We start from the raw sequence: 25,570 nt of genomic DNA on the forward strand, positions 1-25,570 counted from the left end.
CGGGCCATGACTTCACTTTCTGCATGGTCCAGCCACAATGCCCGCGCTTTTTCTGTTCAATAAACCTTATGGCGTCATTTGCCAGTTTTCCCGGCACGAATTGCATCCGACGCTGAAGGATCATATTTCCACACCGGGCATTTATCCGGCCGGCCGCCTGGATACCGACAGCGAAGGCCTGCTGTTGCTGACCGGGGAGGGTGCGTTGCAACACCGCATCAGCGACCCGCGCTGGAAACTGCCCAAAACCTACTGGGTGCAAGTAGAAGGCCGTGCCAGCGAAGAACAATTGGCCGCGCTGCGCGCCGGGGTGGATCTGGGCGACTTTGTCACCCGTCCGGCCCAGGTGCGCCAGATCGACCCGCCAGCCTTGTGGGAACGCAAGCCGCCGGTGCGTTTTCGCAAGACCGTACCGGATTGCTGGCTGGAAATCATCATCAGCGAAGGCAAGAACCGTCAGGTGCGCCGCATGACGGCCAAGGTGGGGCTGCCTACCTTGCGACTGGTGCGCGCAGCCATTGGCCCGTGGCAGCTGGGTGACATGCAGCCGGGCGAGTTGCGCAGCATCGAGGTGAGTCTTGAAGATTTGCCGGCACTGTCCCATGCTGAGCGTCTGGGCAAGCCGACGCCCTTGCCCCAGGGGAAGGCGGGGGCGGGGGGCGGTCAGTCCCGAGCGCAACCCTCTTTCCGTTTTGCCCGCAAAAACAAGTCCTGATTGTTGTCGTTGGGGCTGCTGGCTGGATGCGCGACAGCGATGAGGCCCCATCATGCATATTCCCGAGTACTACAACCCGGTTGCCCGCGATATCGCCCAGGCGCTTGTCGCCGGGTTCAACAAGCATTACCGCTTGTTCCGCGCCTGCAGCAAGCAGGCCAAATCCCTGTTCGAGCGCGCGGACTGGCAAGGCGTGCAGCAGGCCATCCGCGACCGCATCCAGTTTTACGACGAGCGGGTGGAAGAAACAGTTGGCCGGCTGCATCACGAATTTCATGCCGATTTGCTGGATGATGAAATCTGGCAGCAGGCCAAGCTGTACTTCATCGGCCTGCTGACCCAGCACAAGCAGCCGGAGCTGGCCGAGACCTTTTTCAATTCGGTATTCACTCGCATGCTGCACCGGGATTACTTCAACAACGATTTCATCTTTATCCGTCCGGTCATTTCCACCGAATATATCGAGTCTGATCCCCCTTGCTATCGTAGTTACTATCCGGCGGCCAGTGGTTTGCGCCAGGTGATGCGCCAGATCGTGCGAGATTTTGCCTGGGCGCTGCCTTTTGCCCGCTTGAGCCGGGATCTGGCCTGCGTGCTGGGCGCGATAGCGGAGTATTTTTCCGGCCAATGGCCAAGCCCGGAAGCCAATCTGCAAATCCAGGTATTGTCCTCGGCCTTCTATCGCAACAAGGCGGCTTATATTTTCGGCAAGGTGATCAATGGTGGCGTGAGCTATCCGTTTGCCGTACCGGTACTGCGCGATGAAAACGGCAAGCTGTATCTGGACACCGTGTTGCTGGAGCCCTGGCGCATTGGTGTGCTGTTTTCCTTCAGCCGGGCTTATTTCCTGGTGGATATGGAAGTGCCATCAGCCTATGTGCAGTTTTTGCGCAGCATGCTGCCCAGCAAGACCAAGGCCGAGCTTTACACCATGCTGGGCCTGCAAAAGCAGGGCAAGAACACTTTCTATCGCGATTTCGTGCAGCACCTGCAGCATTCCAATGACCAGTTTGTCATTGCGCCCGGCATTCGTGGCCTGGTGATGCTGGTGTTTACCCTGCCGTCCTATCCCTATGTGTTCAAACTGATCAAGGATGTCTTTGGCGGGCCCAAAGAAATGGACCGCGATACGGTCAAGCGCAAATACCGGCTGGTGAAACGGCATGACCGGGTAGGGCGCATGGCCGATACGCTGGAGTTTTCCAATGTGGCCTTTCCGCGCAGCCGCTTTACCGCGGAATTGCTGGATGAGCTGCGCAGTCAGGCGGCATCAATGATAGAAGAAAGCGGCGACAGCATTGTCATTCGCCATCTGTATATCGAGCGGCGCATGAAGCCGCTGAATATATACCTGATGCAATGCGACGAGACGGAAAAGGAGAGGGTGATTCGCGACTACGGCATGGCTATCCGCGAGTTGGCATCGGCCAATATTTTTCCGGGCGACATGTTGTTCAAGAATTTTGGTGTGACCCGCTACGGTCGGGTGATTTTTTATGATTACGATGAAATCGAATACATGACGGACTGCCATTTCCGCCGCATACCGCCTGCGCCCAATCCGGAAATGGAACTCTCCGGCGAGGTATGGTACCCGGTTGGCCGCCATGATGTTTTTCCGGAAGAATTTGCCACCTTTTTGCTGGGCGATCCACAGATTCGCAAGACTTTCCTCAAGTATCACCGAGACCTGCTGGATCCACGGTTCTGGCAGCAGTGTCAGCAGCGCATCAAGGATGGCGTGATCGAGGACTTTTTTCCGTATCCGGTGGAAATGCGTTTTCGCCAGCCGTAGGTGTGAGCATCAATGCAGCAAGGGGAAGCCGTAGCTTCCCCTTTTTTGTGATGACAGCGGCGGGGGCCTGGTTTCAGTGCGAAAAATAGGCAAGTGGGCCGGCCGAAGTGAGGCCGATGCAAAACGACATGCCTGGTATATAGCCTTTGGAGGGGGAGCAGGTATTGAGCAATTCAAACAATGCGCGTGTTTCATGGAATGACAGCCGCAAGTCATGGCTGTTGGACAGCCACAAGCGTATGGCTCTGGCTTGCGGATGCTGGCTGTGCAATTCCAGCGTGCCTTCCGCGTTGCTGATCAGGCAGATGGCTGGCGGGATATGGATGCTGCGGGCTTTCATTTCCTGCAGGGCTTGCTGGCCAAACATGCCCAACAGGGTTTTGGCTTGCAATAACAGGTTTTCTGCCAGCCCAGGCTCTTGGGGTGCCAAAGGTGGGCGCTGTGGCGCGATGGCCGGGCGTATGGTTTCGGTGAGGGGCATGGGGTGGCTCCAGTAAAAGTGCGTACCTTGATGGTAGAAGTACTTGAGCACCCGGGAGTCTGATGATCCCCTAGGAAATTTCACTTTTGCAGGTGGCTGGCCAGGGCTATTGACCAGCTATTACGTCAGGCCCAAAAGCAAACAGGGAGACCTGAGTCTCCCTGTCGGTCAGGCCGCAGGCCTGGCGGATTACTGTTGACTGCACACGTGATCTTCAAAATAAGCAATCGGACCCGCACTGGTCAGGCCGATATGGAAGCAGGATGATTCGGGGAAGGTTTCACCTGCGTACTCAGTAGCGCGGATAATTTCAAACAGGACTTCCACTTCTTTGAACAGGCTGGAAACTTTGGCATTGCCGGCAAGCCAGGTGAGGATGTCGTCGGCCTGTGGGTGATTGTTTTCCAGTGTGAGACTGCAACCAGGACAGCTGACCAGGCTGATGGCCGGGGGCATGCTGATCTGGCGGGCAGCCAGTTCTTCTTCTGCCAGCGTGGCAAAACGTGTCAACTGCTTGGAGGCTCTATCGCGAATGGCTTGAAGGGAAATGCTGCCATCTTCTCCGGCGTGACCAAACAGACGAATCAATCCCGGATTACTGGCAGTGCTCTGCGACGACATGATTAATGCTCCTGTTCTCTGGTTGTCATGATTTTTTCATCATAGAAGACGGCAGAAATTTTGCTGAATCATTTCAGCGCTTTTTTCACTTTATAGAGAAATTCAAGTGCCTGGCGCGGTGTCAGTTCGTCAGGGTCGATTTCTTCCAGCATTTCCAGTGCCGGATCAGGGGCGACTTCCACTACATTTGCCGTCGCTGGCGGAGCGGAAAACAGGTCGGGTTGAACGCGGGCGGCAGACTGGTTTTCCAGCTCGGCTAGATAGCGTCTTGCCTCGCGAATCACCTTGGGAGGCACCCCGGCCAGCTGGGCCACTGCCAGGCCGTAACTCTGGCTGGCCGGGCCTTCGTCCACATGGTGCATGAACACGATGCGGTCCTTGTGCTCGACGGCAGACAGGTGAACATTGGCCACGGACGGGTATTGCTCGGCGAGGGTGGTCAGCTCGAAATAGTGGGTGGCAAACAGGGTGTAGGCACGGCTTTTTTCGATCAGCGCCTTGGCAATGGCCCAGGCCAGCGCCAGGCCGTCGAAGGTGGAGGTGCCACGGCCCACCTCGTCCATCAGCACCAGTGACTGGGCGGTGGCGTTGTTTAAGATATTCGCCGTTTCGGTCATTTCCACCATGAAGGTGGAGCGGCCGCCCGCCAGGTCGTCCGAGGCTCCGATACGGGTAAAAATACGGTCGATCTGGCCGATGATGGCGCGGTTGGCCGGTACGAAGCTGCCAATATGGGCCAGCAGGGTAATCAGCGCATTCTGCCGCATATAGGTGGATTTACCGCCCATATTGGGGCCGGTGATCAGCAACAGCTTGCGGCTGTCACTCAGGCGGGTGTCGTTGGCGATGAAGCGCTCCACCTCAGCTTCCACCACCGGGTGACGGCCTTCGATGATTTCCAGCCGGGTGTCGCTGACGAATTCCGGTTCGACATAATTATTGCTGCTGGCGCGTTCGGCAAAAGCAGCCAGCACGTCCAGCCCGGCCACGGCCTGGGCGATCAGCTTGAGATCGGGAATATAGGGCGCGAGCTGGTCCAGCAGCTGTTCGTATAGCTGCTTTTCCAGGGCCAGCGAACGGTCTTGCGCCGACAGTGCCTTGTCTTCGAATTCCTTCAGTTCCGGCGTGATGTAACGCTCGGCATTTTTCAGGGTCTGGCGACGGCGATAGTCGTCCGGCACCTTGTCGCCCTGGGCGCGGGAGACTTCAATATAAAAGCCGTGCACGCGGTTGAATTCCACCTTGAGGGTGGTGATGCCGGTGCGCTCCTTCTCGCGCGCTTCCAGCGCCAGCAGGAAGTCGCCGCAATCGGTCTGGATGGCGCGCAGCTCGTCCAGGTCGGCATTCAGGCCGTGATTGATCACCCCACCATCACGCAGGAAAGTGGCCGGTTCTGGCAGGATGGCCGCGCTCAGCAGTTGTTCGACCGGAGACTCGTCCGGCAGCACACGCGACAGTTCACCCAGCAGCGGGGCGTCCAGGCTGGCGGCCAGCTGCTTGGCACCGGTCAGGGCCTTGAGCGAGTCGCGCAGGGCGGCCAGGTCGCGTGGACGGGCGCTGCGCAAGGCAATGCGGGCGGTAATGCGTTCGATGTCGGCCACTTCGCGCAACTGGGCGTGGATATCCTGATGCACCGGCAGCAGCGCGCGTACCGATTCCAGCCGGCGTTGCAGCTTGCCGTGCTGGCGGATGGGGTGGTGCAGCCAGTGGCGCAGCAGGCGGCTGCCCATGCTGGTGGCGCAGGTGTCCAGCATGGATGCCAGTGTGGGCGAGGGCTCGCCGCGTATGGTTTCGGTCAGTTCCAGATTGCGCCGGGTGGCGGCGTCCATGCGGATCAGCTCGCCTGCGTCTTCTACTGCCAGCTGGGCGATGTGGGCCGGGTTCACGCTCTGGGTGGATTTGACGTATTCCAGCAGCGCACCGGCGGCACCAACCGCCACCGGCAGGGTGTCGGCACCAAAGCCTGCCAGATCATGGGTGCCAAAGTGGCGGGTGAGCGCCAGCTGGGCGGAGTCGTGGTCAAACTGCCAGGGCGGCAGCTTTTTGCGCGGGCAGCTGACTTGTTCGAAGATATTCAGCCCGCTGTCGTCCGGCAGCACCAGCTCGGCCGGTTTCAGCCGTTCCATTTCGCTGGCGAACTCTTCCACGCTGGTTTGCATGATTTTGAATTCGCCACTGGCCATGGATAGCCAGGCCAGGCCCAGCGTGCCCTTGATCATGTTGACCGCCAGCACCAGGTTGTCGCGCTTGTCGTCCAGCAGGGCGGCGTCGGTGAGGGTGCCGGGGGTGACGATGCGCACCACCTTGCGTTCCACCGGGCCTTTGGCTAGTGCCGGGTCGCCAATCTGTTCGGCAATGGCCACCGATTCACCCATTTTCACCAGCCGTGCCAGATAGCCTTCGGCAGCGTGATAGGGCACGCCTGCCATCTTGATCGGGTTGCCGCCGCTGGCACCGCGGGTGGTGAGGGTGATGTCCAGCAGGCGCGCCGCCTTTTCCGCATCCTCGTAGAACAGCTCGTAAAAGTCGCCCATGCGGTAGAACAGCAGCTTGTCGGCATGCTGGCTTTTCAGGGCGAAGTACTGCTGCATCATCGGGGTGTGCTGGGGCGTGCTCATGCGCGTGGTGCTCTTTTGATATCGGGTGCAGATGACAACGCCCCACCGAGGCGGGGCGCTGACGCAAAACGCGAATTCTACCGTAGCGGGCTCTGGGTGTCAGGCCAGCATCGCGGCGGTGGCGGGCTGCAAGCACATGTTGCATCCATGGACTGTACTGATTGGCAAGCTGTTTGATCAAGCAATCTGTGCATTGACCGGAACCAAGTGATGAAATTATGATCTTTATCAAACTTTCAGAAATTCCTGAAAATTGAGGAAGTCATGAATACCACCCCCCTTGTTCAGTCCTTTGTGGCGCATTTCGGTGAAATGGGCAGCCGCTGGGGCATAAATCGCACCGTCGGTCAGATTTATGCCCTGCTGTTTGTTTCCGAAAAGCCGCTCAATGCCGATGAAATTGCCGAAAGCCTGAGTTTCTCCCGTTCCAATGTCAGCATGGGGCTGAAGGAGCTGGAGTCGTGGCGGCTGGTGAAGCTGCAGCATTATCCCGGCGACCGGCGCGAATACTTTTCCACCCCGGACGATGTCTGGGCCATCTTCAAGACCCTGGCCGAGGAGCGCAAAAAGCGCGAGGTGGAACCCACCCTCACCATGCTGCGCGGGGCGATGATGGAGAAACCGGCCAGCGATGCCGAGCGTCATGCACAACAGCGCATGAGCGAGATGTATCAATTGATCGAGCTGGTCACCACCTGGTTCTCCGACATCCAGCACATGGATGTGGAAACCCTGCAGCGGTTGATGAAGCTGGGCTCGCAGGTGCAGAAAGTACTGCAATTCACCCAGTCGCTGAGCAAGCTGACCGGGCGAGATACTGACAGGGAGTAGCCGTCATGGAACTGGATGCCCTGGCACTGGCACGTGCCCAGTTTGCCGCCAATATCAGCTTTCATATCCTGTTTCCCAGCATCAATATCGCGCTGGCCTGGGTGCTGTTGTTCTTCAAGCTGCGTTACCTGCGCACCGGCCGGCAGGCGTGGATGGATGCCTACGGGTTCTGGGTCAAGATTTTTGCACTGTCCTTTGCCCTGGGCGTGGTGAGCGGCGTCACCATGAGCTTCCAGTTCGGCACCAACTGGCCGGGCTATATGCAAACGGTGGGCAATATCGCCGGGCCTTTGCTGGCCTATGAAATCCTCACTGCGTTTTTCCTGGAGGCGGGCTTTCTCGGCATCATGCTGTTTGGCCGCAGCCGGGTGTCGGAACGGGTACATACGCTGGCTACGCTGCTGGTGGCCTTTGGCAACAGCCTGTCGGCGTTCTGGATCATCGCGCTCAATTCCTGGATGCAAACTCCGGCCGGTTTCGTGATGAAGGATGGCCGCGCGCATGTCTCCAGCTGGCTGGAGGTGATTTTCAATCCGTCCATGCCTTACCGGTTGACGCACATGTTGTTGGCCTCCGGCCTGACCGTGGCCTTTCTGGTGGCGGGGTTGTCGGCCTATCGTCTGCTGAAGGCCGACCGCAGCGCGGGCAATGCCGTGGCACTGAAAACCGGTGTCTGGCTGGCGGCGCTATTGATTCCGCTGCAAATCCTGGCGGGGGACGCGCATGGCTTGAATACCATGGCACACCAGCCGGCCAAGCTGGCCGCCATCGAAGGGGTGTGGCACACCGAGCGTGGCGCGCCCTTGCTGCTGTTTGCCCTGCCCAATGCCGATACCCAAAGCAATGACTACGCGCTGGGCATTCCGCGCCTCGCCAGCCTGATCATCAAGCACGACCCTGACGGCGAAATCCGCGGCCTGAACGAATTTGCCCAGCATCCGCCGGTGGCCAAGGTGTTCTGGAGCTTCCGCGTGATGGTGGGGGTAGGGGTGCTGATGCTGCTGGCGTCCTGGCTCACCGCCTGGCAGTTGCGTCGCCGGGATGCTGCCGGACTGGACCGTCGCCTGCTGTACTTGCTGGTCGGCATGACCTTTGCCGGCTGGGTGGCCACGCTGGCTGGCTGGTATGTGACGGAAATCGGCCGCCAGCCCTGGCTGGTGACGGGTGTGCTCACCACCGCACAGGCTGCCGGGGCGGCGACCGGTAGCATGGTGGCCGGTTCGCTGCTGACTTACCTCGCCTTGTATGCCGGCCTGCTGCTGGCCTACATCTCGGTGCTGTTTCATCTGGCCGGCAAAGCCGCAGGACAGGCTGATGCTGCCGTGGAGCTTAAGGAGGTGCAAGCATGAACGCTGCATACTGGTTGCCGGTGATCTTCGCCGGGCTGATGGGGCTGGCCATGCTGGTGTATGTGGTGCTGGATGGCTTTGATCTGGGCGTGGGCCTGTTGTTGCCACTGGCGGACGATGCCGGCAAGGACCGCATGGTGGCCAGCATCGGCCCGTTCTGGGATGCCAACGAAACCTGGCTGGTACTGGGTGCGGGGCTATTGCTGGTGGCCTTCCCCATGGCGCACGGCGTGGTGTTTGGTGCCTTGTACGTTCCGGTACTGCTGATGCTGGTGGGGCTGATCCTGCGCGGGGTGGCCTTCGATTTTCGCGTCAAGGCGCGTGACCCGCACCGCCCATGGTGGAATGCCATCTTTGCCTTCGGTTCCTTGCTGGCTTCGCTGGCGCAAGGCGTGATGCTGGGCCGCTATCTGACCGGTTTTGCCGATGGGGCATTGCCCTGGCTGTTTGCCTTGCTGGTGGGAGCGGGGCTGACTGCGGCCTATGCCTTGCTGGGTGCCTGCTGGCTGATCATGAAGACGGAAGGTGCCTTGCAAAGGCAGGCACTTGGCTGGGCGCGTCGCAGTGTGCCGGGCGCGGGCCTGGCCGTGCTGCTGGTGTCCATCGTGACGCCGCTGGCCAATCCGGCCATCGCCGGCAAATGGTTTGCCCTGCCGCAGCTGTTCTTGCTGCTGCCCTTGCCGCTGGGGACGCTGGCGCTGTTTGTGGTGCAATGGTTGGCCCTGCCACGGCTGGCCCGGCGTCAGGCAGCCGGCAACGACAGCTATTGCTGGCTGCCGTTTGCCACCACCGTGGGCATGGTGCTGCTGGCCTTCTGGGGGCTGGCTTATAGCGTGTTCCCGCAGGTGATACCGGGCCGCATGGATATCTGGCAGGCCGCCAGCGACCCTGAAGCCTTGTGGATCATGCTGTGGGGCGCGCTGCTGGTACTGCCCTGCATCATCGGCTACACCGCCTTTGCCTACCGGGTGTTCTGGGGCAAGACCGGTACTTTGCGTTATCAGTGATTGTGGATGGTTCCGACCCGGCCTGTCGCATCCAGGTCGGGTTTTGTCATGTCCGGGTCACATACAGGCCAGATAATTGCAGCCTTTTGCCGGTGTAATGGACAATGCGGCCTGCTTTGGCCGCCGTTGACGAAATAGCCGCAAATCAGCACTGGCAGAGCGCCTGCCTGGCGTTACGATAGGCATGATCTGTCTTGTTCCTGCACACCCTTCCGGATGGAGAACCACATGACGCAGCAGCACACCTCACCCTGGCCCTATCCCCGGCTGGTCGCCCATCGTGGCGGCGGCGTCATGGCTCCGGAAAACACGCTGGCCGGTTTCCGTGCCGGGGTGGCGTATGGTTATCGGGCCGCCGAGTGTGATGTAAAGCTGTCCGCCGACAATGTGTGCTTTCTGCTGCACGACGATACGGTGGATCGCACCACGAATGGCCATGGTCTGGCCGCAGAGCTGAGCATGGCGCAGCTCTCGCAGCTGGATGCCGGTGGCTGGAAGGGTGCGCAGTTTGCCGGCGAGGCGCTGCCAGGCTTTGCCAATGTGGCGGCCTATTGCCGGGCGCAGGGCATGCTGCTGAATGTGGAAATCAAACCCTGTCCGGGACGCGATGATGAAACCGGCCGTCTGGTGGCGCAAGAAGCTGCGCGACTGTGGGCCGGTGCGGCCGTGCCGCCGCTATTGTCATCGTTCAGTGTGGACGCCCTGCGCGCCGCACAGCTGGCCGAGCCGGATTTGCCACGCGCCTGGCTGGTGGAGGAGATTCTGGCGGATTGGCAGGCCACCTTGCAGTGGCTGGGCTGCATTGCCTTGCATTGCGACCATGCCACGCTGACACCGCAGCTGGCCGCCGCCATCAAGGCCGCCGGTTACCAGTTGCTGTGCTACACGGTGAACGATGTGGCGCGGGCGCGCGAAATCATGGCCTGGGGTGTGGATAGCGTCTGCACCGACCGGCTGGACCTGTTGCAGCCTGCCCAATGGCTGACGGAGTAAGGCCGGATGCACGCCGCACTGGTGGAATGGCTGGGCCTGTTGGCCGGTTGCCTGACAACCCTGTCTTTCTTGCCGCAGGTGTGGCTGGTATGGCGCAAGAAATCGGCTGGGGATATCTCGCTGGGCATGTATCTGCTGATGTGCAGCGGCGTGGCCTTGTGGCTGAGTTACGGCCTGCTGATTCATTCACGACCGGTGGTGCTGGCCAATGGCCTGACCTTGCTGCTGAGCATGGCGGTGCTGCTGATGAAGCTGGTGTTTGATGCACGCCGCCAGCCGCAAGCGGACAGGCCGGGCGGCTAGAAGCTGGTCATCTGCTGCGCTTCTTCGCGGTTGAAGTACTTACTGAATATTTTCAGCAGCGTGCCATCGCGGCGCATGTCGTTGATCAGGTCACGCCAGCGTTCCTGTTGTTCGGGCGAGATGGTTTTTTTCGACATGATCAGGCCGTGGGGCGTGGGCTGGTCATTGGTTTCCACCATGCGGACCAGCTTGGCCACCTGGTATTTTTCCAGATCCGAATAATCAAACGGCTCGATGATGATGGCCTGGGTGCGGTCCTGGCGCAGGTTCTGATACAAGGTTTCATAGTCGTAACTGCCGATCAGCCGTCCTTGCTGGTCCAGTTTGTCCACCAGCTGATTGATGGTGTTGCTGTAGCGGAAGCTCAGGATGCCACCCAGCTTCACGTCATTGCGGGTGGTGAAATCCGCCAGCGTCTGCACGCCGCTGTCCTTGCGTACGATCAGGCTGTATTTGTCGGCAAAATACCAGGCAAACGCCGCGTAGCGTTCGCGCTGTTCATTGGTGATGCCTGACAGGCTGAAATCCAGGCTGCCCACTTCCAGCAATTTCCAGATGCGCGAGCGCGGCAGCAGGCTGACTTCCACCTTGCAGCCGCTGCGGCGGATCAGCTCGTCCGCCACGTCTTTATCAATCCCGCTGCGCGTGCCGGCGTTATACAGCAGGCCATGTTCATGCAGGGCCAGGGTGTAGCTGCGCTTGCAGTCCGGGCCGGCAGCCAGTGCCAGCAGCGGCAGGCAGCACAAGGCGGCAAGATACAAGCGCGTAAGCAACTGGGGCATGGTGGTTCTCCTGTCCAATGATAAGAGCATAGCAGATGGCTGGCATGCCCCCGGCTCATGTGATGAAGTACTTGGTGATGAAAATTTGCAGACATATAATTAGTGAGCTAATCAAATTCAGGATGCCTCATGCCACAGTCTCATCAAGAACTTGCCGAATTGCTGGGTGCCGTCCCCAAGGCGTGGCGCGCCTTGCTGGACCAGCGACTGCGTCCCTATGGTTTTTCCCAGGCTACCTGGCAGGTATTGCTCAAACTGGGGCGTGCCGGTGAGCCCTTGCTGCAAAACGAACTCGCCGCCCGGGTGGGCATTGAACCGGCCTCGCTCGTGCGGCTGCTGGATGTATTGCAGGCCGATGGCTGGGTCACCCGCCAGCAGGATGAACAGGACCGCCGTGCCAAACGGGTGTTACTGACGGCCAAGGCCAGCCAGGTTTCCGGCGAGCTGCTGCAAGTAGCTGATGCGCTGAAAGCCGAACTGCTGGGCGGGCTGGATGAGGCCGAGCTGCAAACCTGCATCAAGGTGCTGGCACAAATCCGCCATGCTGCCGAACAGGCTCAGGAGCCGGGCGCTTGAGCCAGCGTGTGCTGGTGACCGTGGCGGTGATGGCGGCCACGGTGATGCAGGTACTGGACACCACCATTGTCAACGTGGCACTGCCACAAATGCAGGGCGAACTGGGGGCAACGTCAGACCAGATCAGCTGGGTGCTGACCAGCTATCTGGTGGCCAGCGCCATCTGCATGCCGCTGACCGGTTATCTGACTGACAAACTGGGGCGGCGACGCTATCTCTTGCTGTCCATCAGCGGCTTCGTGCTGGCATCCATGCTGTGCGGCGTGGCGCTGAATCTGGGCCAGCTGGTGGTGTTCCGTCTGTTGCAAGGTGTGTTCGGCGCTGCGCTGGTGCCCTTGTCGCAGGCCATCATGGTAGACAACTACCCGCGTGAACAGCGTGGCAAGGCCATGGCCATCTGGGGCATGGGGGTGATGGTGGGGCCGATTGCCGGGCCCACGCTGGGCGGCTGGCTGACCGATATGTTCGATTGGCGCTGGACCTTCTTCATCAACCTGCCAGTCGGGCTGTTGTCCTTGCTGCTGGCGCGCCAGGTGCCGGATACGCCCAAGCGCGAGCGCGACATCGACTGGCTGGGCCTGTTGCTGATTTCGCTGGCCATTGGTGGCATCCAGTATGTGCTGGACCGGGGGAATGGCGACGACTGGTTTTCCAGTACCGGCATCGTGGTGGCCAGCGTGCTGGCGGTGCTGGGCGCGGTGGGTTTCATCTGGCGTGGCTTGTCCGGCAGCGCCCATCCCTTGTTCGACCTGCACATGTTCCAAGACCGCAATTTCGTGGCTGCCAGTATTGTCATTGCCGCGCTGGGCCTGTCCATGTACGGGGCCATGGTGATTCAGCCCATCATGCTGGAAGGGCTGTTTCACTACCCCACGCTGGATACCGGCCTGATCATGGCACCGCGCGGCATTGCCAGCCTGGTGAGCATGATGATTGTGGGCAAGCTGATTGGCCGGGTGGATTCGCGTTACCTGATTGGCAGTGGCTTGCTGATTGGTGCCTGCGGCACCTGGGTGTGTACCCATTACAACCTGGATACCAGTCCATTCTGGTTTGCCTGGCCGGTGCTGTTGCAGGGCTTTGGGCTGGGCATGATTTATGTGCCGTTGTCGGCCATGGCCATGTCCACCTTGCCTGCACGGCTGTCGGCCGAGGCCGCTGGGCTGTTCAGCCTGTTGCGCACCATGGGCTCCTCGGTGGGGATTGCCATTGTCAGTACCGCCTATTCGCGCGGCGAGCAGTCAGCCTGGAATGCCTTGAGCGGTTTTTTCAGTGCCGACAATCCCTGGTTGCAGGACTATCTGGCGCGCATGGGCAAGACGGTGGTGGATGGCACAAGCGCCACCCAGCTGGCGGCAGAGTTGCAACGCCAGGCGCTGATGGTATCCATCGTCGATGTGTACTGGCTGATTACCTACAGCTTTCTGGCCATGCTGCCCTTGCTGTTGTTGCTCCGGCCGCGCAAGGCTGCTGCGGATGCACCTGCGGTGGAAGTGGTGATGCACGAATAGCCGCCAGCGAGCGGCAAATAAAAAAACGGCAACCCTGGGGTTGCCGTTTTTGCTGCCTGCACCGAGGCAATGATTACTTGTTCAGGTGCGGCGCGATGGTCGCCAGCAGTTGGGCCAGCACCTTGGGGTTGGCGGCCACGATGTCGCCGGATTCCATCCATTCCTGTTCGCCGCTCAGGTCGGTGACGATGCCACCGGCTTCCTGCACGATCAGGCTGCCCGCAGCGATGTCCCACGGCTTCAGGTTCATTTCCCAGAAACCGTCCACGCGGCCACAGGCGACATTGCACAGGTCGAGCGAGGCAGCGCCTTCGCGACGTACGCCGGCAGTCTTGCCCAGTACATCCTTGAGCATGCCCAGATACTGGTCGATATAGCTTTGGTCGGATACCGGGAAACCGGTGGCGATCACGCATTCATTCATCATGAAGCGCTTGGAAACACGGATGCGGCGGTCGTTGAGGAAAGCGCCAACACCACGCGAGGCGGTAAACAGATCGTTACGACTAGGGTCGTACACCACGGCCTGCTGCACCTGGCCCTTGTGCGCCAGTGCAATGGAGATAGCGTATTGCTGATGGCCATGCAGGAAGTTGGTGGTGCCGTCGATGGGGTCGATGATCCACTCGTATTCGGAGGAGCCCACGCCTTTGGCGCCGGACTCTTCTGCTAGAATGGCGTGCTTGGGATACGCCTCGAGAATCATGTCCACGATGGCCTGTTCGGCAGCGCGGTCCACGTCGGTCACAAAGTCATTGTGCTTTTTCTTCTCTACACGAATGGTATCGAGGTTAAGCGACGCACGCTGGATTACACTGCCAGCACGGCGGGCGGCTTTAACCGCGATATTGAGCATCGGATGCATTGACGGCCTCTAGAACGGATAGCAGATGTCAGCCAACATGGCTCGACATCTGACAGTAACAATCTGGGTTAAGGAACAAAAAAAGCCGGCGCGAGCGCGCGGGCTTTTTGATATGCCCGCCATTTTAATGTGAAACTGCTGATGAATAAACCCCAAGTACCTGATTTTCTGAAAAACATTCGCATCGTGTTGGCTCGGCCCAACCATCCGGGCAATATCGGTTCGGCCGCACGGGCGATGAAAACCATGGGGCTGACCCGCCTGTATCTGGTTGAACCCAAAGTGTTTCCCAGCGATGAAGCCAATGCCCTGGCCTCCGGTGCCGTGGATGTGCTGGAGAGCGCCACCGTGGTGGCGAGCCTCAGTGAGGCGCTCAGCGACGTCACCGTGGCCTGCGCGCTCACCAGCCGCCGCCGCGAACTCACCACGCCACTTTCCACCCCGCGCGAAACCACGCCGGAACTGGTGGCGCGCGCGCGCGATGGCGAACAGGTGGCGCTGGTGTTCGGCAATGAAACCTTCGGCCTGTCGATTGAAGAAGTGGAGCAGTGCAACCGGCTGGTTACCATTCCGGGCAACCCGGATTACTTCTCGCTCAACCTGGCCATGGCGGTGCAGGTGATGACTTACGAGCTGTTCAGCCATACCGGCGTTGATGTGGAATACCTGCGTCCGGAAAGCGAAACCGCCAGCCTGGGCGAGGTGGAAGGCTTCTGCCAGCATCTGGACCAGACCATGGACGCCATCGGCTACTACCGCCGCCGTAACAGCGAGCGACTGATGCGCCGCATGCGCGCGCTGTTCAACCGTTCCGGCATGCTGCGCGACGAGGTGGACATCCTGCGTGGCCTGATGAAGCAGATCCAGCGCGTGGCAGACGGCCATGAGCACGGCGGCGAATCCTGATCGCGGTTTTTATCTGCCTTACACGCAGCCTGCGCTGCGTGATCTGGCTTTCTTGCTGACCGCCCCTGCTCCCTGGGATAGCGGCTGCAATCTTTCGCCACAACGCCTGCTGGGCCCGGATGGCCCGGCCTTGCTGGCCGCGCTGGAGCAAGACCCGGCACCGCTCTATGCCTGGCTGGCCGACCAGCCCTGTCGCCGTCTGGGCCACTATGCCGAGCGCTTGCTGGCTTTCTGGTTTCACCTCGCGCCCCATATCGAGCTGGTGGCCGCCAATCTGCCGCTACGGGACGCCAGCGGCCGCACCATTGGCGAATTTGATTTCCTGATCCGGCTGGATGGCGAACCACTGCACGTGGAAACCGCCAGCAAATTCTATCTGCAACTGGGCGAGGGGCCGGACAGTCTGGTAGGCCCCAGTCTGCGCGATGCCTGGCTGCTGAAGGCGGGTAAATTGCAGGCGCAGTTGCAGCTGTCCCGCCACCCCCTGGCCCGGCGCGTGTTGCCGCCAGACTTTGTGGCCTGCGCCAGTCAGGCCCGGCTGGCCGGCTGGTTTTTCTATTCCCGACCGTCCCGCCCCATGCCGCCACTGGCTGCGGATCAGCTGCAAGGCTGGTTCAGCCCGCTATTGCAGCCCTGGCCCAGTAGCAGCCCGGCATCACGCTGGATGTGGCTGCCACGCTTGAACTGGCTGGCTCCGGCCCGCGTGGCCGAAGCCGAAGTGCGTGAACAGCACAGCCTGCGCCAGGAATTGCGCCAGGCCGTGGTGCCGCAACTGGTGGCCGAGCTGTTGCCGCTGGGCGATGGCTACTGGGAGGAGGTGGCGCGCGGTTTCGTGGTGCCGCCAGGCTGGCCCGAAGCAACGCGCCTGCAGGCATTGATGGCCACGCTGCCAGGGAGTCCCGCCGCATGAAGCGCTTGCTGTTGTTGTATGCCAGCCAGACCGGCCGCACCTTGCAGCTGGTTGATGCCGTGCGCGCCAGCGTAGCGCAGCTGGCCGATGACCTGCAGTTCAACTGCCTGCCCGCCGAGCAGGCCACACTGGATGATTTGCTGACAACAGACGGCATCGTGCTGGCAACGCCGGAGAATTTTGGCTATATGGCGGGCAAGATGAAGGATTTCTTTGACCGCACCTTCTACCCCGCGCAGGGCCGTACCGAGGGGCTGGCCTGCCTCTTGCTGGTGTCCGCCGGTAACGATGGCATGGGGGCTGTGCACGCCATGCGGCGCATCATCGCCGGCTATGGCTGGCACGAAGTGCTGCCCGCCGTGGTGGTACGCGGCGAGCCGGACGCCGCGCAGCTGGCTGAAGTGGCGGAACGGGCCGAGCAACTGGTGGCCGGCATGCTGATCGGGCGCTGGTAATACCTTGCCCGGAAGAGTTAGTGCTTGCGGAGAATGGCGCGCCTGCCCGGATGGGCGGAAGATGCAAAAAGGGCGGTAAGGCGCATTGCGCCCACCGCCCGGATGGCTGTTACCGTGCCTGTTGGCTTACACGCCGTTGGCGTGGGTACAACCGGAGATCAGGTCCTTGAGTGCATCGGCCTTGATCAGCTGGATGTGCTTGTGGTCCACGCTCAACCAGCCTTGCTGCTGGAACTTGGACAGCGTACGGCTGACAGTTTCCAGTTTCAGGCCGAGGAAGCTTCCGATTTCCTCGCGGCTCATGCGCAGGATGAAATCGTTGGCGGCAAAGCCGCGGGTGGACAGACGCTGTGACAGGTTCAGCAGGAAGGCAGCCAGACGTTCTTCTGCCTTCATGTTGCCCAGGAGCAGCATGACGTTCTGGTCACGCACGATTTCGCGGCTCATCAGCCGGAAAAAGTGGTGTTGCAGGCTGGGAATGTCGCGCCCCAGGCTTTCCATGCGGTTGAAGGGCAGTTCGCAGACTTCGCTGTCTTCCAGGGCAATGGCGTCGCAGCCATGCACATTGGACGAGATGCCATCCAGGCCCATGAGTTCGCCGGACATCAGAAAGCCGGTGACTTGTTCACGACCGTCCTGGCTTGCCACGCTGGTCTTGAAGAAACCGGTGCGCACGGCAAACAGCGACTTGAAGGCTTCGCCACTGCGGAACAGGTATTCACCGCGCTTGAGGCGGCGGCTCTGACGGATAACTGCATCCAGCTGCGTCATTTCGTCGCGGTTCAACCCGATGGGCAGGCAGAGTTCGCGCAGACTGCAGTTGGAGCAGGACACCTTCAGTGCGTGCAGAGTGTGTTGGTGTTGGTCTGACATCGCGTGTTTTGTACAACCCTGTAAAGAAGCTTGACCCTTGTCAAAGCGGAATTCGCACGTTTTCCGCAAATTTACCAGTCCACCTGACGTTTGACTATCAATACCCGACGACATGCACACCACCCATCCGTTTTCGCCTACCCACTGTGAGTTCGACCGAGCATTGATCGAACGTCTTGATGGTTCCGGCCCAAGATACACTTCTTACCCGACCGCAGACCGGTTTACCCCGGCGTTTGGCGAGAAGGACTATAAAAGCTGGCTGATGCAGCGCCATCTGGGCATGCATCAGAACGCTATCTCATTGTACGTACACATACCGTTCTGTAACACGGTTTGTTATTACTGCGGCTGTAACAAGATCATCACCAAGGACAAGAGCCGTGCCGACCGCTACCTCGATTACCTGGAAAAGGAAATCAAGCTGGTTGCCGCCTCGCTTGGCTGCCGGGAAAAGCTGATCCAGCTGCACTTTGGCGGCGGTACGCCAACCTTCCTGTCCGACGAGCAGCTGGACCGCCTGATGACCATGTTGCGTGCCCACTTCGAATTTTTGCCGGAGGGAGAATATTCCATCGAGATCGACCCGCGCAAGGTGGGTCGTGAAACCGTGCATCATCTGGCGCGACTGGGCTTCAACCGCATGAGCGTGGGCATTCAGGACTTTGACCCGCAGGTGCAAGCCGCGGTGAACCGGGTGCAAAGCGAGGAGGAAACGCTGGAAGTGATCGAGGCTGCGCGCGAGGCGGGCTTCAAGTCGGTCAGTGTGGACCTGATCTACGGCCTGCCGCTGCAAACCCGCGAGTCGCTCAAACGCACGCTGGACAAGGTGATTGCCATTGGCCCGGACCGCCTGGCGCTGTACAACTATGCCCATTTGCCCACCGTGTTCATGCCGCAACGGCGCATCAACGAGGCGGACCTGCCAGCCGCCAGCACCAAGCTGGACATCCTGCAGGACGCGGTAAAGAGCCTGGCGGATGCAGGCTATGTATTCATTGGCATGGACCACTTTGCCAAGCCGGAAGATGACCTGGCCATTGCCTTGCGCCAAGCCCGCCTGCAGCGCAATTTCCAGGGCTATTCCACTCATGCCGACTGCGACATGATCGGCCTTGGCGTGTCGTCCATCGGCAAGGTTGGCCCCTGTTACAGCCAGAACGAGAAGGACCTGGACAGCTATTACGCCGCGCTGGACGAAGGCCGGCTGCCGGTAATGCGCGGCATGGTGCTGGATCAGGACGACATCCTGCGTCGCGGCATCATCCAGGCGCTGATGTGCCGCTTCTCCCTGTCGGTGGAAGCCATCGAGCAGGTGCACGGCATCAATTTCGCCGAGTATTTTGCTGCCGAGCTGCCAGCCATCCGCGAGTACCACAAGCTGGGCCTGCTGACCTTTGATGGCGATTTCCTGATGGTGGAGCCCAAGGGGCGTTTCCTGATCCGCAATATCGCCATGCTGTTCGACCGCCATTTGCGTGAACGGGAAACCAAGGCACGTTATTCCAAGACCATCTGATGGTTTTGTTCAGACTGTTTAAAGGGTTATCCCCTAAAAAAGCAGCAAAAAAGCCCGCAGGTAGCGGGCTTTTTCATTGAAAAAGTGATGGTTTTTTACAACACATCCGGTGTGGTTTTGTCGGCCGACTGCGGTCTGGGGCTGCGATGCAGGCGAATGATGGCCTCGCCGGTGGGGCTGGCAATCACGTCGCGCAGCGTATAACTGTCCAGTGTGCTGAAAAATGCCTGCATGCCCACATCCAGCACGGCCTTGAGCTGGCAGTCCTGGCGCAGCGCGCAAGGCGGTTCGGCGCAGTCAATCAGCGGCACATTGCCTTCCAGCGTGCGGATGATGCCGCCCAGGCGGTAATGCTCGGGCGGCTGGGCCAGCGCCAGCCCGCCACCCTTGCCACGGCTGTTGTTCAGCCAGCCTTGCACCCCCATGAAATGCACCACTTTCACCAGGTGATTGCGCGACACCTCGAAGCGTTCGGCAATTTCGCTGATGGTGACCGGTTGCTCCCGGTCGCGGTGCGTCAGGTACATCAGCACGCGCAGGCCAAGGTCGGTAAAGCGGTTCAGTTGCATGGCAGTAAAGTGGGCTGGGAAAGTGCCGCGCAGGATACTCCGCAGTGCGGCAGCTCACAATGCGCAGCGGCAAACAAAGCCAATTCAGCCGGTGGTCATGGCATTGGAGCCAAACACTTCCATGTGGATGCGCGTGGCTTCTACCCCGGCCTCGCGCAGCTGGCGGTGCTGTTGCTGCATGAAGCCTACCGGGCCGCACAAATAATAGTCGGCATCCGGCAGCAGGGCATGGGCACGGATGGCATCGGCATCGATGCGGCCTTGCTGATGGAAGTCCACGCCCAGGATGTCGCTTGCGACCGGGGTTTCATAAAACACGCGCTGCTGCAGCCGCGCATGCTGCTGCGCCAGTGTGCCGACTTCCTGCTTCATGGCGTGAACCGCCCCGTGACGTGCGGCGTGCAAATAGCGGATGGGGCGCGACTGATCACTGGCCAGCAAGTGCTGCAGCATGGACAGCAGCGGAGTCTGGCCCACCCCGGCACTGATCAGCACCACCGGGGTGTCCCGCTCCTGATGCAGCACGAAATCACCAAATGGCGGCGATACCTGCAGGATGTCCCCTTCGGCCAGTTCGGCATGCAGGATGCCGGATACCTTGCCGGCGGGAGCCTCATCGCGCGCGTCTTCCCGCTTCACCGAAATGCGCAGCCAGTCCTTGCCGGGTGCATCGGACAGGCTGTACTGGCGCGGCTGGCTCAGGCCCCATTCCGGAATGAAACGCTGTACCGAAATGTATTGACCGGGCTGGAAGGCGGGCAGTCTGCCACCATCCGCGGCTTGCAGATAAAACGAGGTGATTTCCTCGCTTTCTACCTGCTTCTTCACCACGCGGAACGGCCGCCAGCCGCTCCAGCCACCGGGCTGGGTGGCGGCACGCTGGTACAGGCTGTTTTCCAGCTGGATCAGCAGGTCTGCCAGTTGCTGATAGGCGGCCGCCCAGGCTTCCAGCAGGCTGTCCGGTGCGGCTTCTTCTCCCAGCACCTCGCGGATGGAAGCCAGCAGATGCTTGCCCACAATCGGGTAGTGTTCGGCACGGATGCCCAGGCTGGCGTGTTTGTGTGCCACCCGTTCCAGTACCGGCAGCAGTACTTCGGGCGCATCAATATGCTCGGCATAGGCAGCCACGGCCATAGCCAGTGCCTGCTGTTGCTGGCCGGCATGCTGGTGCCCCTGGTTGAAGATGTTTTTCAGCTCCGGGTTGTGCTGGAACATGCGTTGGTAAAAATGGCTGGTCAGCAGCACGCCATGCTGCTTAAGGATGGGGGCGGTGGCTTTGACTTGCTGGCGGATGGTGGCACTGAGCATGGATCTTCCTTTAGATGTGTGTGAAATACATTTTTAAAAAGACAGGTGTTCGGCACGGACAGCGCGTAGCATAACATTAAAATGTAAATAAAATACACTTTATAAAAAGAACGCAAATTCAAGCTGCACGCGACAAAACCCATTGGCATAGGTATTTGATTTTGCAGTGCAAGAACAATGCCCCTATAACCAAAGCTGTCTTCACACGTATAGCCACCGTGCTGTGCGCGCCTGCAAGGAGTTGTGCATGTTCCGTCAAACCGCCCGCTGGATGCAGCATCTGAGCTATCCCATCCGCTTTGCCATCATCGGTACCGTGTTTGCCGTTGCTCTGGTTTACCTCACTTATGGCTTGTACCGCAGCAATCAGGACAATGTGGATTTCTCCAGCAAGGAGCGGGTGGGCGTGCAATATGTGAAGCCCGCCATGGCCTTGCTGCTGGCGCTGGAGCAGGAACAGGCCCAGCACGCCGGCCAGGGAGCAGGTAACGCGCTGGGAAGCGCAGTGCAGCAGCAATGGCAGGCCATGCAGCAAACCCATACCGCGCTCAACCCGGTGCTGGGCGTGGACAAGGAATGGTCTGGTTTCGACGCGAGCTGGAAAAAACTGCAGTCGGCACCACAGACGGACAACTTTCAGGCAGCCAGCAGCAGCTTGCGTGCGCTGATCAGCCAGGCCAGCGACCAGTCCAACCTGACGCTGGACCCGGACATCGACACCTACTACCTGATGGACGTGCTGATTACCCACTGGCCGGACTGGCTCAGCCAAAGCATGGAAGCCAACAGCATGCTGATGGCTGCCAAAGGGCAGGCCCTGGGCGGATCTGCACGTGACGCCCTGCTGATGCTGTTGCCGCAACTGCGAAATAACGTGGAGAGCCTGACACAGAACCTGAACAAGGCTGCCGCCTACAACCCGGCGCTCAAAGCCAGTCTGGCAGGCAGTGATGCCAGGTTGTTGGCCGTGGCTGAGCAAAACAACAGCGTGTTCCGCAAGGCCATTGACGGCCAGACCGCGACTGCCAGCAGCCTGGTGGCCGACACGCTGAATGCGGCGACAGCATTCGGACAAACGGCACTCACCCAGCTGGACACGCTGCTGGAGGCGCGTATCCAGCGCATACAGTGGCAACGCAATATGTATCTGGGCTGCGCCTTGCTGGCCTTCCTGCTGTCCATCTACCTGTTCATTGCCCTGTATCTGTCCATCACTGCGCAGTTGGGTGGCGAGCCCTTTTATGTACAGGAGGTGGTGGAGCAGATTGCCACCGGCAGGCTGGATACCAGCATTGCGCTCAACAGCCAGGACGAATCCAGCTTGCTGGCGGCCATCCGGCAAATGCGTAATCAATTGCGCGATACGGTGAGCCAGCTGGTACAAACCTCGCAGCAGCTGGATGGTGCCGCCCGAGATGTGGCCGAAGGGGCGAGCCAGGTGGCGCACAGCAGCGACCGTCAGTCTGAAGCTGCCTCCAGCATGGCGGCAGCGGTGGAACAACTCAGTACCAGCCTGTCGGTGAGTGCAGAGCGCTCGGTGGAAGCGCATCAGCTATCGCAGGCAGCAGTGCAGGAGTCCACATCCGGTACGGAGGTTATTCGTGGAGCGGGCTCCAGCATGCAAAGCATTGTGCGCGAGATATCCACGGTGTCTGACACCATCCAGGCCCTGAGCAAGCAGTCCGAGTCGATTGTCAGCATTGTGGATGTGATTCGCGATGTGGCCGACCAGACCAATTTGCTGGCGCTTAACGCGGCGATTGAAGCCGCCCGTGCCGGCGAGCAGGGGCGCGGCTTTGCCGTGGTGGCCGATGAAGTGCGCAAGCTGGCAGAGCGCACCGCACAGTCCACCACCGAAATTGGCGGCATCGTGCAGCAAATCCAGCACACCGCAAAGCAGGCGGCAGGCAATATGCACACCGGCATGCAAACCGTGGAAGCAGGGCAGCAACATGCCGAGCACGCCGGTACGGCCATCGTCACCATCCAGCAGCAGATTGATCAGGTACAGCAGGTGGTGGCGGAAATCCAGACCGCGCTGAACGAGCAAAGCAATACCAGCCAGGTGCTGGCGAAGAATGTGGAGCAGGTGGCGCAAATGTCGGAGGAAAACAGCCGGGCGATGAAGGGAACAGCAGAAACGGTGGGGCAGTTGAAGGGTTTGTCCGAGCAGCTTAGTGCGCTGGCGGCGCGTTTTACCGTGTAGTCAGGCAGCCAGGCGGGGGTAACAAGGCAAAGGCCGCTGGGAAGCGGCCTTTGTCATGGTGGGGTGGCAGGTAAAACTGCCCGGTGTTTCGTCCTCGCTGCGGGACTCGACAGCCTGGGTTGCCGGGGACAGGTCGATCCAGTCCAGCTCATCCAGCTCATCCAGTTCGGCCAGCATGGCCTGACGGGCATTCTGACGCAGGCCGGAGCGGCTGCTGCGGTAGGCACCGCCCTTTTTCAGCAAGGGCGAGCAGGCGTAGGGATTACGCGGTTTCAGGGTATGCATTTTCAATCTCCATGAAGACGGCTGCAATGCAGCCGCTAAACCCCTTCTCGCTTTCATTTAAGAAAGCGAGGCCCCCCTTCTTCAATTGGCCGGGTAAGGGCGGGGGGATAGGGAATAGATGGAAAGGCTGCGGAATCAGTCACTTCATCGAAAGGCCCGGCTTTGCCGGGTCCGGTGAAATCGTACCAAATTACTTTGTCAGCAGCCTGAGCAGCTCCGACGCAGCCGCTGTCTGGCATTGTAGAAAGTGCGGCGGCGCAGTCAAGCGCCGCATCTCCCGTCCTCACTCATCAGTGTGCGGCAGACACGCTGGCCGTCGGCCAGGGAAAATCTGCCGTGCCCATCAGCCGTACCGGTTGTTTGCCTGCGATGAAATAAGAGGCCTGCGAGCGCGGCAATGCAGTGCGGCCGCGAATCGCATCGGCCAGCTTTTCCGCCATCATGATGACCGGCGCATTGAGGTTGCCGGTGGTGACGCGCGGCATGATGGAGGCATCCACCACGCGCAATCCCTCCACACCGTGCACCAGTCCGTCCTTGTCCACCACCGCCATGTCGTCGTAGCCCATCTTGCAGGTACAGGACGGATGCAGCGCGGTTTCGGCATGTTCGCGCACAAAGGCGTCAATCTCGGCATCGCTCTGAATCATCATGCCCGGCTTGATTTCCTCGCCACGGAATTCGTCAAACGCCTGCTGGGCGATGATTTCCCGTGTCAGCCGCACCCCGGCGCGGAACTCCTGCCAGTCCACTGCATGCGCCATGTAATTGAACTGCAGCAAGGGTTTGACGCGCGGGTCGCGGCTGGCCAGCCGCACAAAACCGGTGCTGGGCGAGCGCATGGAGCCGACATGGCACTGGAAGCCGTGCGCCTTTACCGGATTGCTACCGTCGTAATTCATGGCCAGCGGAATGAAGTGGTATTGCAGGTTGGGCCAGGCAAATTCGGTACTGCTGCGGATGAAGCCACCAGCCTCGAAATGGTTGGTTGCGCCCAGGCCGGTGCCGTTCAGATACCACTCCACACCGATGGGCGGCTTGTTCCACCACTGCAGCGCCGGGTAGATGGAAACCGGCTTGGTGCAGTGGTATTGCAGGTACATTTCCAGATGGTCTTGCAGGTTCTCGCCCACACCGGGCAGGTGTACCACGCTGCTGATGCCGTGCTGCTTGAGCTGGTCGGCATTGCCCACGCCGGAGCGCTGCAATAGCTGCGGACTGGCAATCGCGCCGTTGCAGACAATGACTTCGCGCCGCGCTTCGGCCTGATGCAGGCTGCCGCCTTGCAGATAGCTCACGCCCACCGCACGGTTGCCGGCAAAGCGGATCTGGTCGGCCAGTGCGCGGGTTTTTACCGTGAGATTGGCGCGGGTGCGCGCTTGATCCAGATAGGCCAGCGAGGTACTGCAGCGGCGGCCGGATGGCGTGGTGGTGCGGTCCATCGGCCCGAAGCCTTCCTGGCGGTAGCCGTTGAGGTCGTCGGTGCGCGGGTAACCGGCCTGCTCGCCTGCTGCAATAAAAGCCTGATACAACGGGTTGTTGTCCGGCCGTGGCGTGGTGACATGCAGCGGGCCAGTTGCACCGTGAAAGTCATTGGCACCCTTGTCGTAGCTTTCCGCCTTGCGGAAATAGGGCAGACAGTCCAGATAGCTCCAGTTTTCCAGCCCCTTGTTTTCCGCCCAGCCGTCAAAATCCAGCGCATTGCCACGGATGTACACCATGCCGTTGATCAGGGACGAACCACCCAGCCCCATGCCCCGGCCCTGGGTCATGATGCGATTGCCCATGTGCGGCTCCGGCAGCGTGGTGTAGGCCCAGTTATAGGTGGTGCCTTGCAGTGGGTAGGCCAGCGCCGCCGGCATCTGGGTGCGCCAGTCCAGCCGCCAGTCCGGCCCGCCGGCTTCCAGCAGCAGCACGCTGACATCGGCATCTTCGGTGAGGCGGGCAGCCAGCACACAACCGGCAGAACCGGCCCCGACGATGATGTAATCGAACTGTTGCGACATGGGTGCTCCTTGCTACGGATGGTTCAGACAAGACAAGGGCAGGCCGTGCGGTCTGCCGTTATCGTGTGGATGACAGGGTGAGCCGC

The 25,570-nt window shown here is 60.3% G+C and carries 24 protein-coding genes; 14 read left to right on the plus strand and 10 right to left on the minus strand.

Going from position 1 to position 25,570, the window contains the following annotated elements:
* Window positions 1–37: 37 nt before the first annotated feature.
* Both DKK66_RS10600 and aceK read left to right on the plus strand, forming a co-directional pair.
* Entirely contained in the window at window positions 38–715 is a 678-nt protein-coding gene (locus DKK66_RS10600; protein WP_045846590.1) for a pseudouridine synthase, read from the plus strand.
* Window positions 716–767: 52 nt separating this feature from the next.
* Window positions 768–2,510 carry a bifunctional isocitrate dehydrogenase kinase/phosphatase gene (aceK, locus tag DKK66_RS10605; protein ID WP_131357856.1) on the plus strand — a complete coding sequence of 581 codons (1,743 nt, stop codon included), beginning with the start codon at window positions 768–770 and terminating at the stop codon, window positions 2,508–2,510.
* Between the two features lie 73 nt (window positions 2,511–2,583).
* Here aceK and DKK66_RS10610 read toward each other — a convergent pair whose 3' ends face one another.
* The 3 genes from DKK66_RS10610 to mutS all read right to left on the minus strand — a co-directional run bounded on the left by DKK66_RS10610 (window position 2,584) and on the right by mutS (window position 6,230).
* A complete protein-coding gene (locus DKK66_RS10610) occupies window positions 2,584–2,991 on the minus strand; it encodes a hypothetical protein (protein WP_131357859.1) in 408 nt (135 codons plus the stop codon).
* 189 nt (window positions 2,992–3,180) lie between these two features.
* On the minus strand, window positions 3,181–3,612 hold the full coding sequence (locus DKK66_RS10615; RefSeq protein ID WP_045846588.1) for a hypothetical protein: 432 nt from the start codon (window positions 3,610–3,612) through the stop codon (window positions 3,181–3,183).
* 68 nt (window positions 3,613–3,680) lie between these two features.
* The gene (gene mutS / locus DKK66_RS10620; protein ID WP_131357862.1) at window positions 3,681–6,230 is read right to left on the minus strand and encodes a DNA mismatch repair protein MutS; all 2,550 of its coding nucleotides are present in this window, start codon (window positions 6,228–6,230) and stop codon (window positions 3,681–3,683) included.
* 264 nt (window positions 6,231–6,494) lie between these two features.
* Here mutS and DKK66_RS10625 point away from each other — a divergent pair, with 264 nt between their 5' ends.
* The 5 genes from DKK66_RS10625 to DKK66_RS10645 all read left to right on the plus strand — a co-directional run bounded on the left by DKK66_RS10625 (window position 6,495) and on the right by DKK66_RS10645 (window position 10,713).
* Entirely contained in the window at window positions 6,495–7,061 is a 567-nt protein-coding gene (locus DKK66_RS10625; RefSeq protein WP_131357866.1) for a GbsR/MarR family transcriptional regulator, read from the plus strand.
* A 5-nt stretch (window positions 7,062–7,066) separates the two neighbouring features.
* A complete protein-coding gene (locus DKK66_RS10630; protein ID WP_131357868.1) occupies window positions 7,067–8,410 on the plus strand; it encodes a cytochrome ubiquinol oxidase subunit I in 1,344 nt (447 codons plus the stop codon).
* Window positions 8,407–9,417, plus strand: coding sequence for a cytochrome d ubiquinol oxidase subunit II (locus DKK66_RS10635; protein WP_131357871.1), 1,011 nt, complete (start codon window positions 8,407–8,409; stop codon window positions 9,415–9,417). Before DKK66_RS10630 ends, DKK66_RS10635 begins: the two co-directional genes overlap by 4 nt.
* A 228-nt stretch (window positions 9,418–9,645) precedes the next feature.
* Entirely contained in the window at window positions 9,646–10,410 is a 765-nt protein-coding gene (gene ugpQ / locus DKK66_RS10640) for a glycerophosphodiester phosphodiesterase (protein ID WP_131357874.1), read from the plus strand.
* A gap of 6 nt (window positions 10,411–10,416) precedes the next feature.
* The gene (locus DKK66_RS10645) at window positions 10,417–10,713 is read left to right on the plus strand and encodes a SemiSWEET family sugar transporter (protein ID WP_131357877.1); all 297 of its coding nucleotides are present in this window, start codon (window positions 10,417–10,419) and stop codon (window positions 10,711–10,713) included.
* Here the strand turns inward: DKK66_RS10645 and DKK66_RS10650 are convergent.
* Window positions 10,710–11,495, minus strand: a complete 786-nt coding sequence (locus DKK66_RS10650) for an ABC transporter substrate-binding protein (RefSeq protein WP_131357879.1) — start codon at window positions 11,493–11,495, stop codon at window positions 10,710–10,712. The genes DKK66_RS10645 and DKK66_RS10650 overlap by 4 nt on opposite strands.
* A 129-nt stretch (window positions 11,496–11,624) precedes the next feature.
* Between DKK66_RS10650 and DKK66_RS10655 the strand changes: the two genes are divergently transcribed.
* Window positions 11,625–12,071 (plus strand): MarR family winged helix-turn-helix transcriptional regulator, encoded by a 447-nt coding sequence (locus DKK66_RS10655; protein ID WP_045846581.1) that lies wholly within the window; start codon window positions 11,625–11,627, stop codon window positions 12,069–12,071.
* Complete coding sequence (locus tag DKK66_RS10660; RefSeq protein WP_207389768.1) at window positions 12,068–13,582, plus strand: DHA2 family efflux MFS transporter permease subunit; 1,515 nt, start codon at window positions 12,068–12,070, stop codon at window positions 13,580–13,582. The genes DKK66_RS10655 and DKK66_RS10660 overlap by 4 nt, the downstream gene beginning before the upstream one ends.
* Before the next feature lie 73 nt (window positions 13,583–13,655).
* Here the strand turns inward: DKK66_RS10660 and DKK66_RS10665 are convergent, their stop codons facing one another.
* The gene (locus tag DKK66_RS10665) at window positions 13,656–14,447 is read right to left on the minus strand and encodes an inositol monophosphatase family protein (RefSeq protein WP_062789113.1); all 792 of its coding nucleotides are present in this window, start codon (window positions 14,445–14,447) and stop codon (window positions 13,656–13,658) included.
* Window positions 14,448–14,588: 141 nt separating this feature from the next.
* Here DKK66_RS10665 and DKK66_RS10670 point away from each other — a divergent pair, with 141 nt between their 5' ends.
* From DKK66_RS10670 to DKK66_RS10680, 3 genes are read left to right on the plus strand one after another with little or no spacing between them, the layout of a single operon-like run.
* A complete protein-coding gene (locus tag DKK66_RS10670) occupies window positions 14,589–15,353 on the plus strand; it encodes an RNA methyltransferase (protein ID WP_045846730.1) in 765 nt (254 codons plus the stop codon).
* A complete protein-coding gene (locus DKK66_RS10675) occupies window positions 15,331–16,263 on the plus strand; it encodes a DUF1853 family protein (protein WP_131357882.1) in 933 nt (310 codons plus the stop codon). Before DKK66_RS10670 ends, DKK66_RS10675 begins: the two co-directional genes overlap by 23 nt.
* Window positions 16,260–16,718, plus strand: a complete 459-nt coding sequence (locus tag DKK66_RS10680) for a flavodoxin family protein (RefSeq protein ID WP_062789114.1) — start codon at window positions 16,260–16,262, stop codon at window positions 16,716–16,718. Before DKK66_RS10675 ends, DKK66_RS10680 begins: the two co-directional genes overlap by 4 nt.
* A 126-nt stretch (window positions 16,719–16,844) precedes the next feature.
* Here DKK66_RS10680 and fnr read toward each other — a convergent pair whose 3' ends face one another.
* On the minus strand, window positions 16,845–17,591 hold the full coding sequence (gene fnr / locus DKK66_RS10685) for a fumarate/nitrate reduction transcriptional regulator Fnr (protein WP_045846577.1): 747 nt from the start codon (window positions 17,589–17,591) through the stop codon (window positions 16,845–16,847).
* A 112-nt stretch (window positions 17,592–17,703) separates the two neighbouring features.
* Between fnr and hemN the strand changes: the two genes are divergently transcribed.
* Window positions 17,704–19,110, plus strand: coding sequence for an oxygen-independent coproporphyrinogen III oxidase (hemN, locus tag DKK66_RS10690; protein ID WP_131357884.1), 1,407 nt, complete (start codon window positions 17,704–17,706; stop codon window positions 19,108–19,110).
* Window positions 19,111–19,205: 95 nt separating this feature from the next.
* Here the strand turns inward: hemN and DKK66_RS10695 are convergent, their stop codons facing one another.
* Both DKK66_RS10695 and hmpA read right to left on the minus strand, forming a co-directional pair.
* The gene (locus DKK66_RS10695; protein ID WP_045846575.1) at window positions 19,206–19,679 is read right to left on the minus strand and encodes an Rrf2 family transcriptional regulator; all 474 of its coding nucleotides are present in this window, start codon (window positions 19,677–19,679) and stop codon (window positions 19,206–19,208) included.
* Between the two features lie 84 nt (window positions 19,680–19,763).
* The gene (gene hmpA, locus DKK66_RS10700; RefSeq protein ID WP_131357887.1) at window positions 19,764–20,987 is read right to left on the minus strand and encodes an NO-inducible flavohemoprotein; all 1,224 of its coding nucleotides are present in this window, start codon (window positions 20,985–20,987) and stop codon (window positions 19,764–19,766) included.
* A 247-nt stretch (window positions 20,988–21,234) separates the two neighbouring features.
* On the opposite strand from hmpA, the gene DKK66_RS10705 reads away from it, so the two are divergent.
* On the plus strand, window positions 21,235–23,193 hold the full coding sequence (locus tag DKK66_RS10705) for a methyl-accepting chemotaxis protein (protein ID WP_131357890.1): 1,959 nt from the start codon (window positions 21,235–21,237) through the stop codon (window positions 23,191–23,193).
* On the opposite strand, the gene DKK66_RS10710 is transcribed toward DKK66_RS10705, so the two are convergent.
* Window positions 23,194–23,478 carry a hypothetical protein gene (locus DKK66_RS10710; protein ID WP_131357893.1) on the minus strand — a complete coding sequence of 95 codons (285 nt, stop codon included), beginning with the start codon at window positions 23,476–23,478 and terminating at the stop codon, window positions 23,194–23,196.
* Between the two features lie 290 nt (window positions 23,479–23,768).
* Window positions 23,769–25,484: a choline dehydrogenase gene (betA, locus tag DKK66_RS10715; protein WP_131357896.1), complete on the minus strand. Its 1,716-nt coding sequence runs from the start codon at window positions 25,482–25,484 to the stop codon at window positions 23,769–23,771.
* Window positions 25,485–25,570 lie beyond the last annotated feature (86 nt).

The sequence above is a fragment of the Aquitalea sp. USM4 genome (assembly GCF_004328945.1).
In the GTDB taxonomy this organism is placed as follows: Bacteria; Pseudomonadota; Gammaproteobacteria; order Burkholderiales; family Chromobacteriaceae; genus Aquitalea; species Aquitalea pelogenes.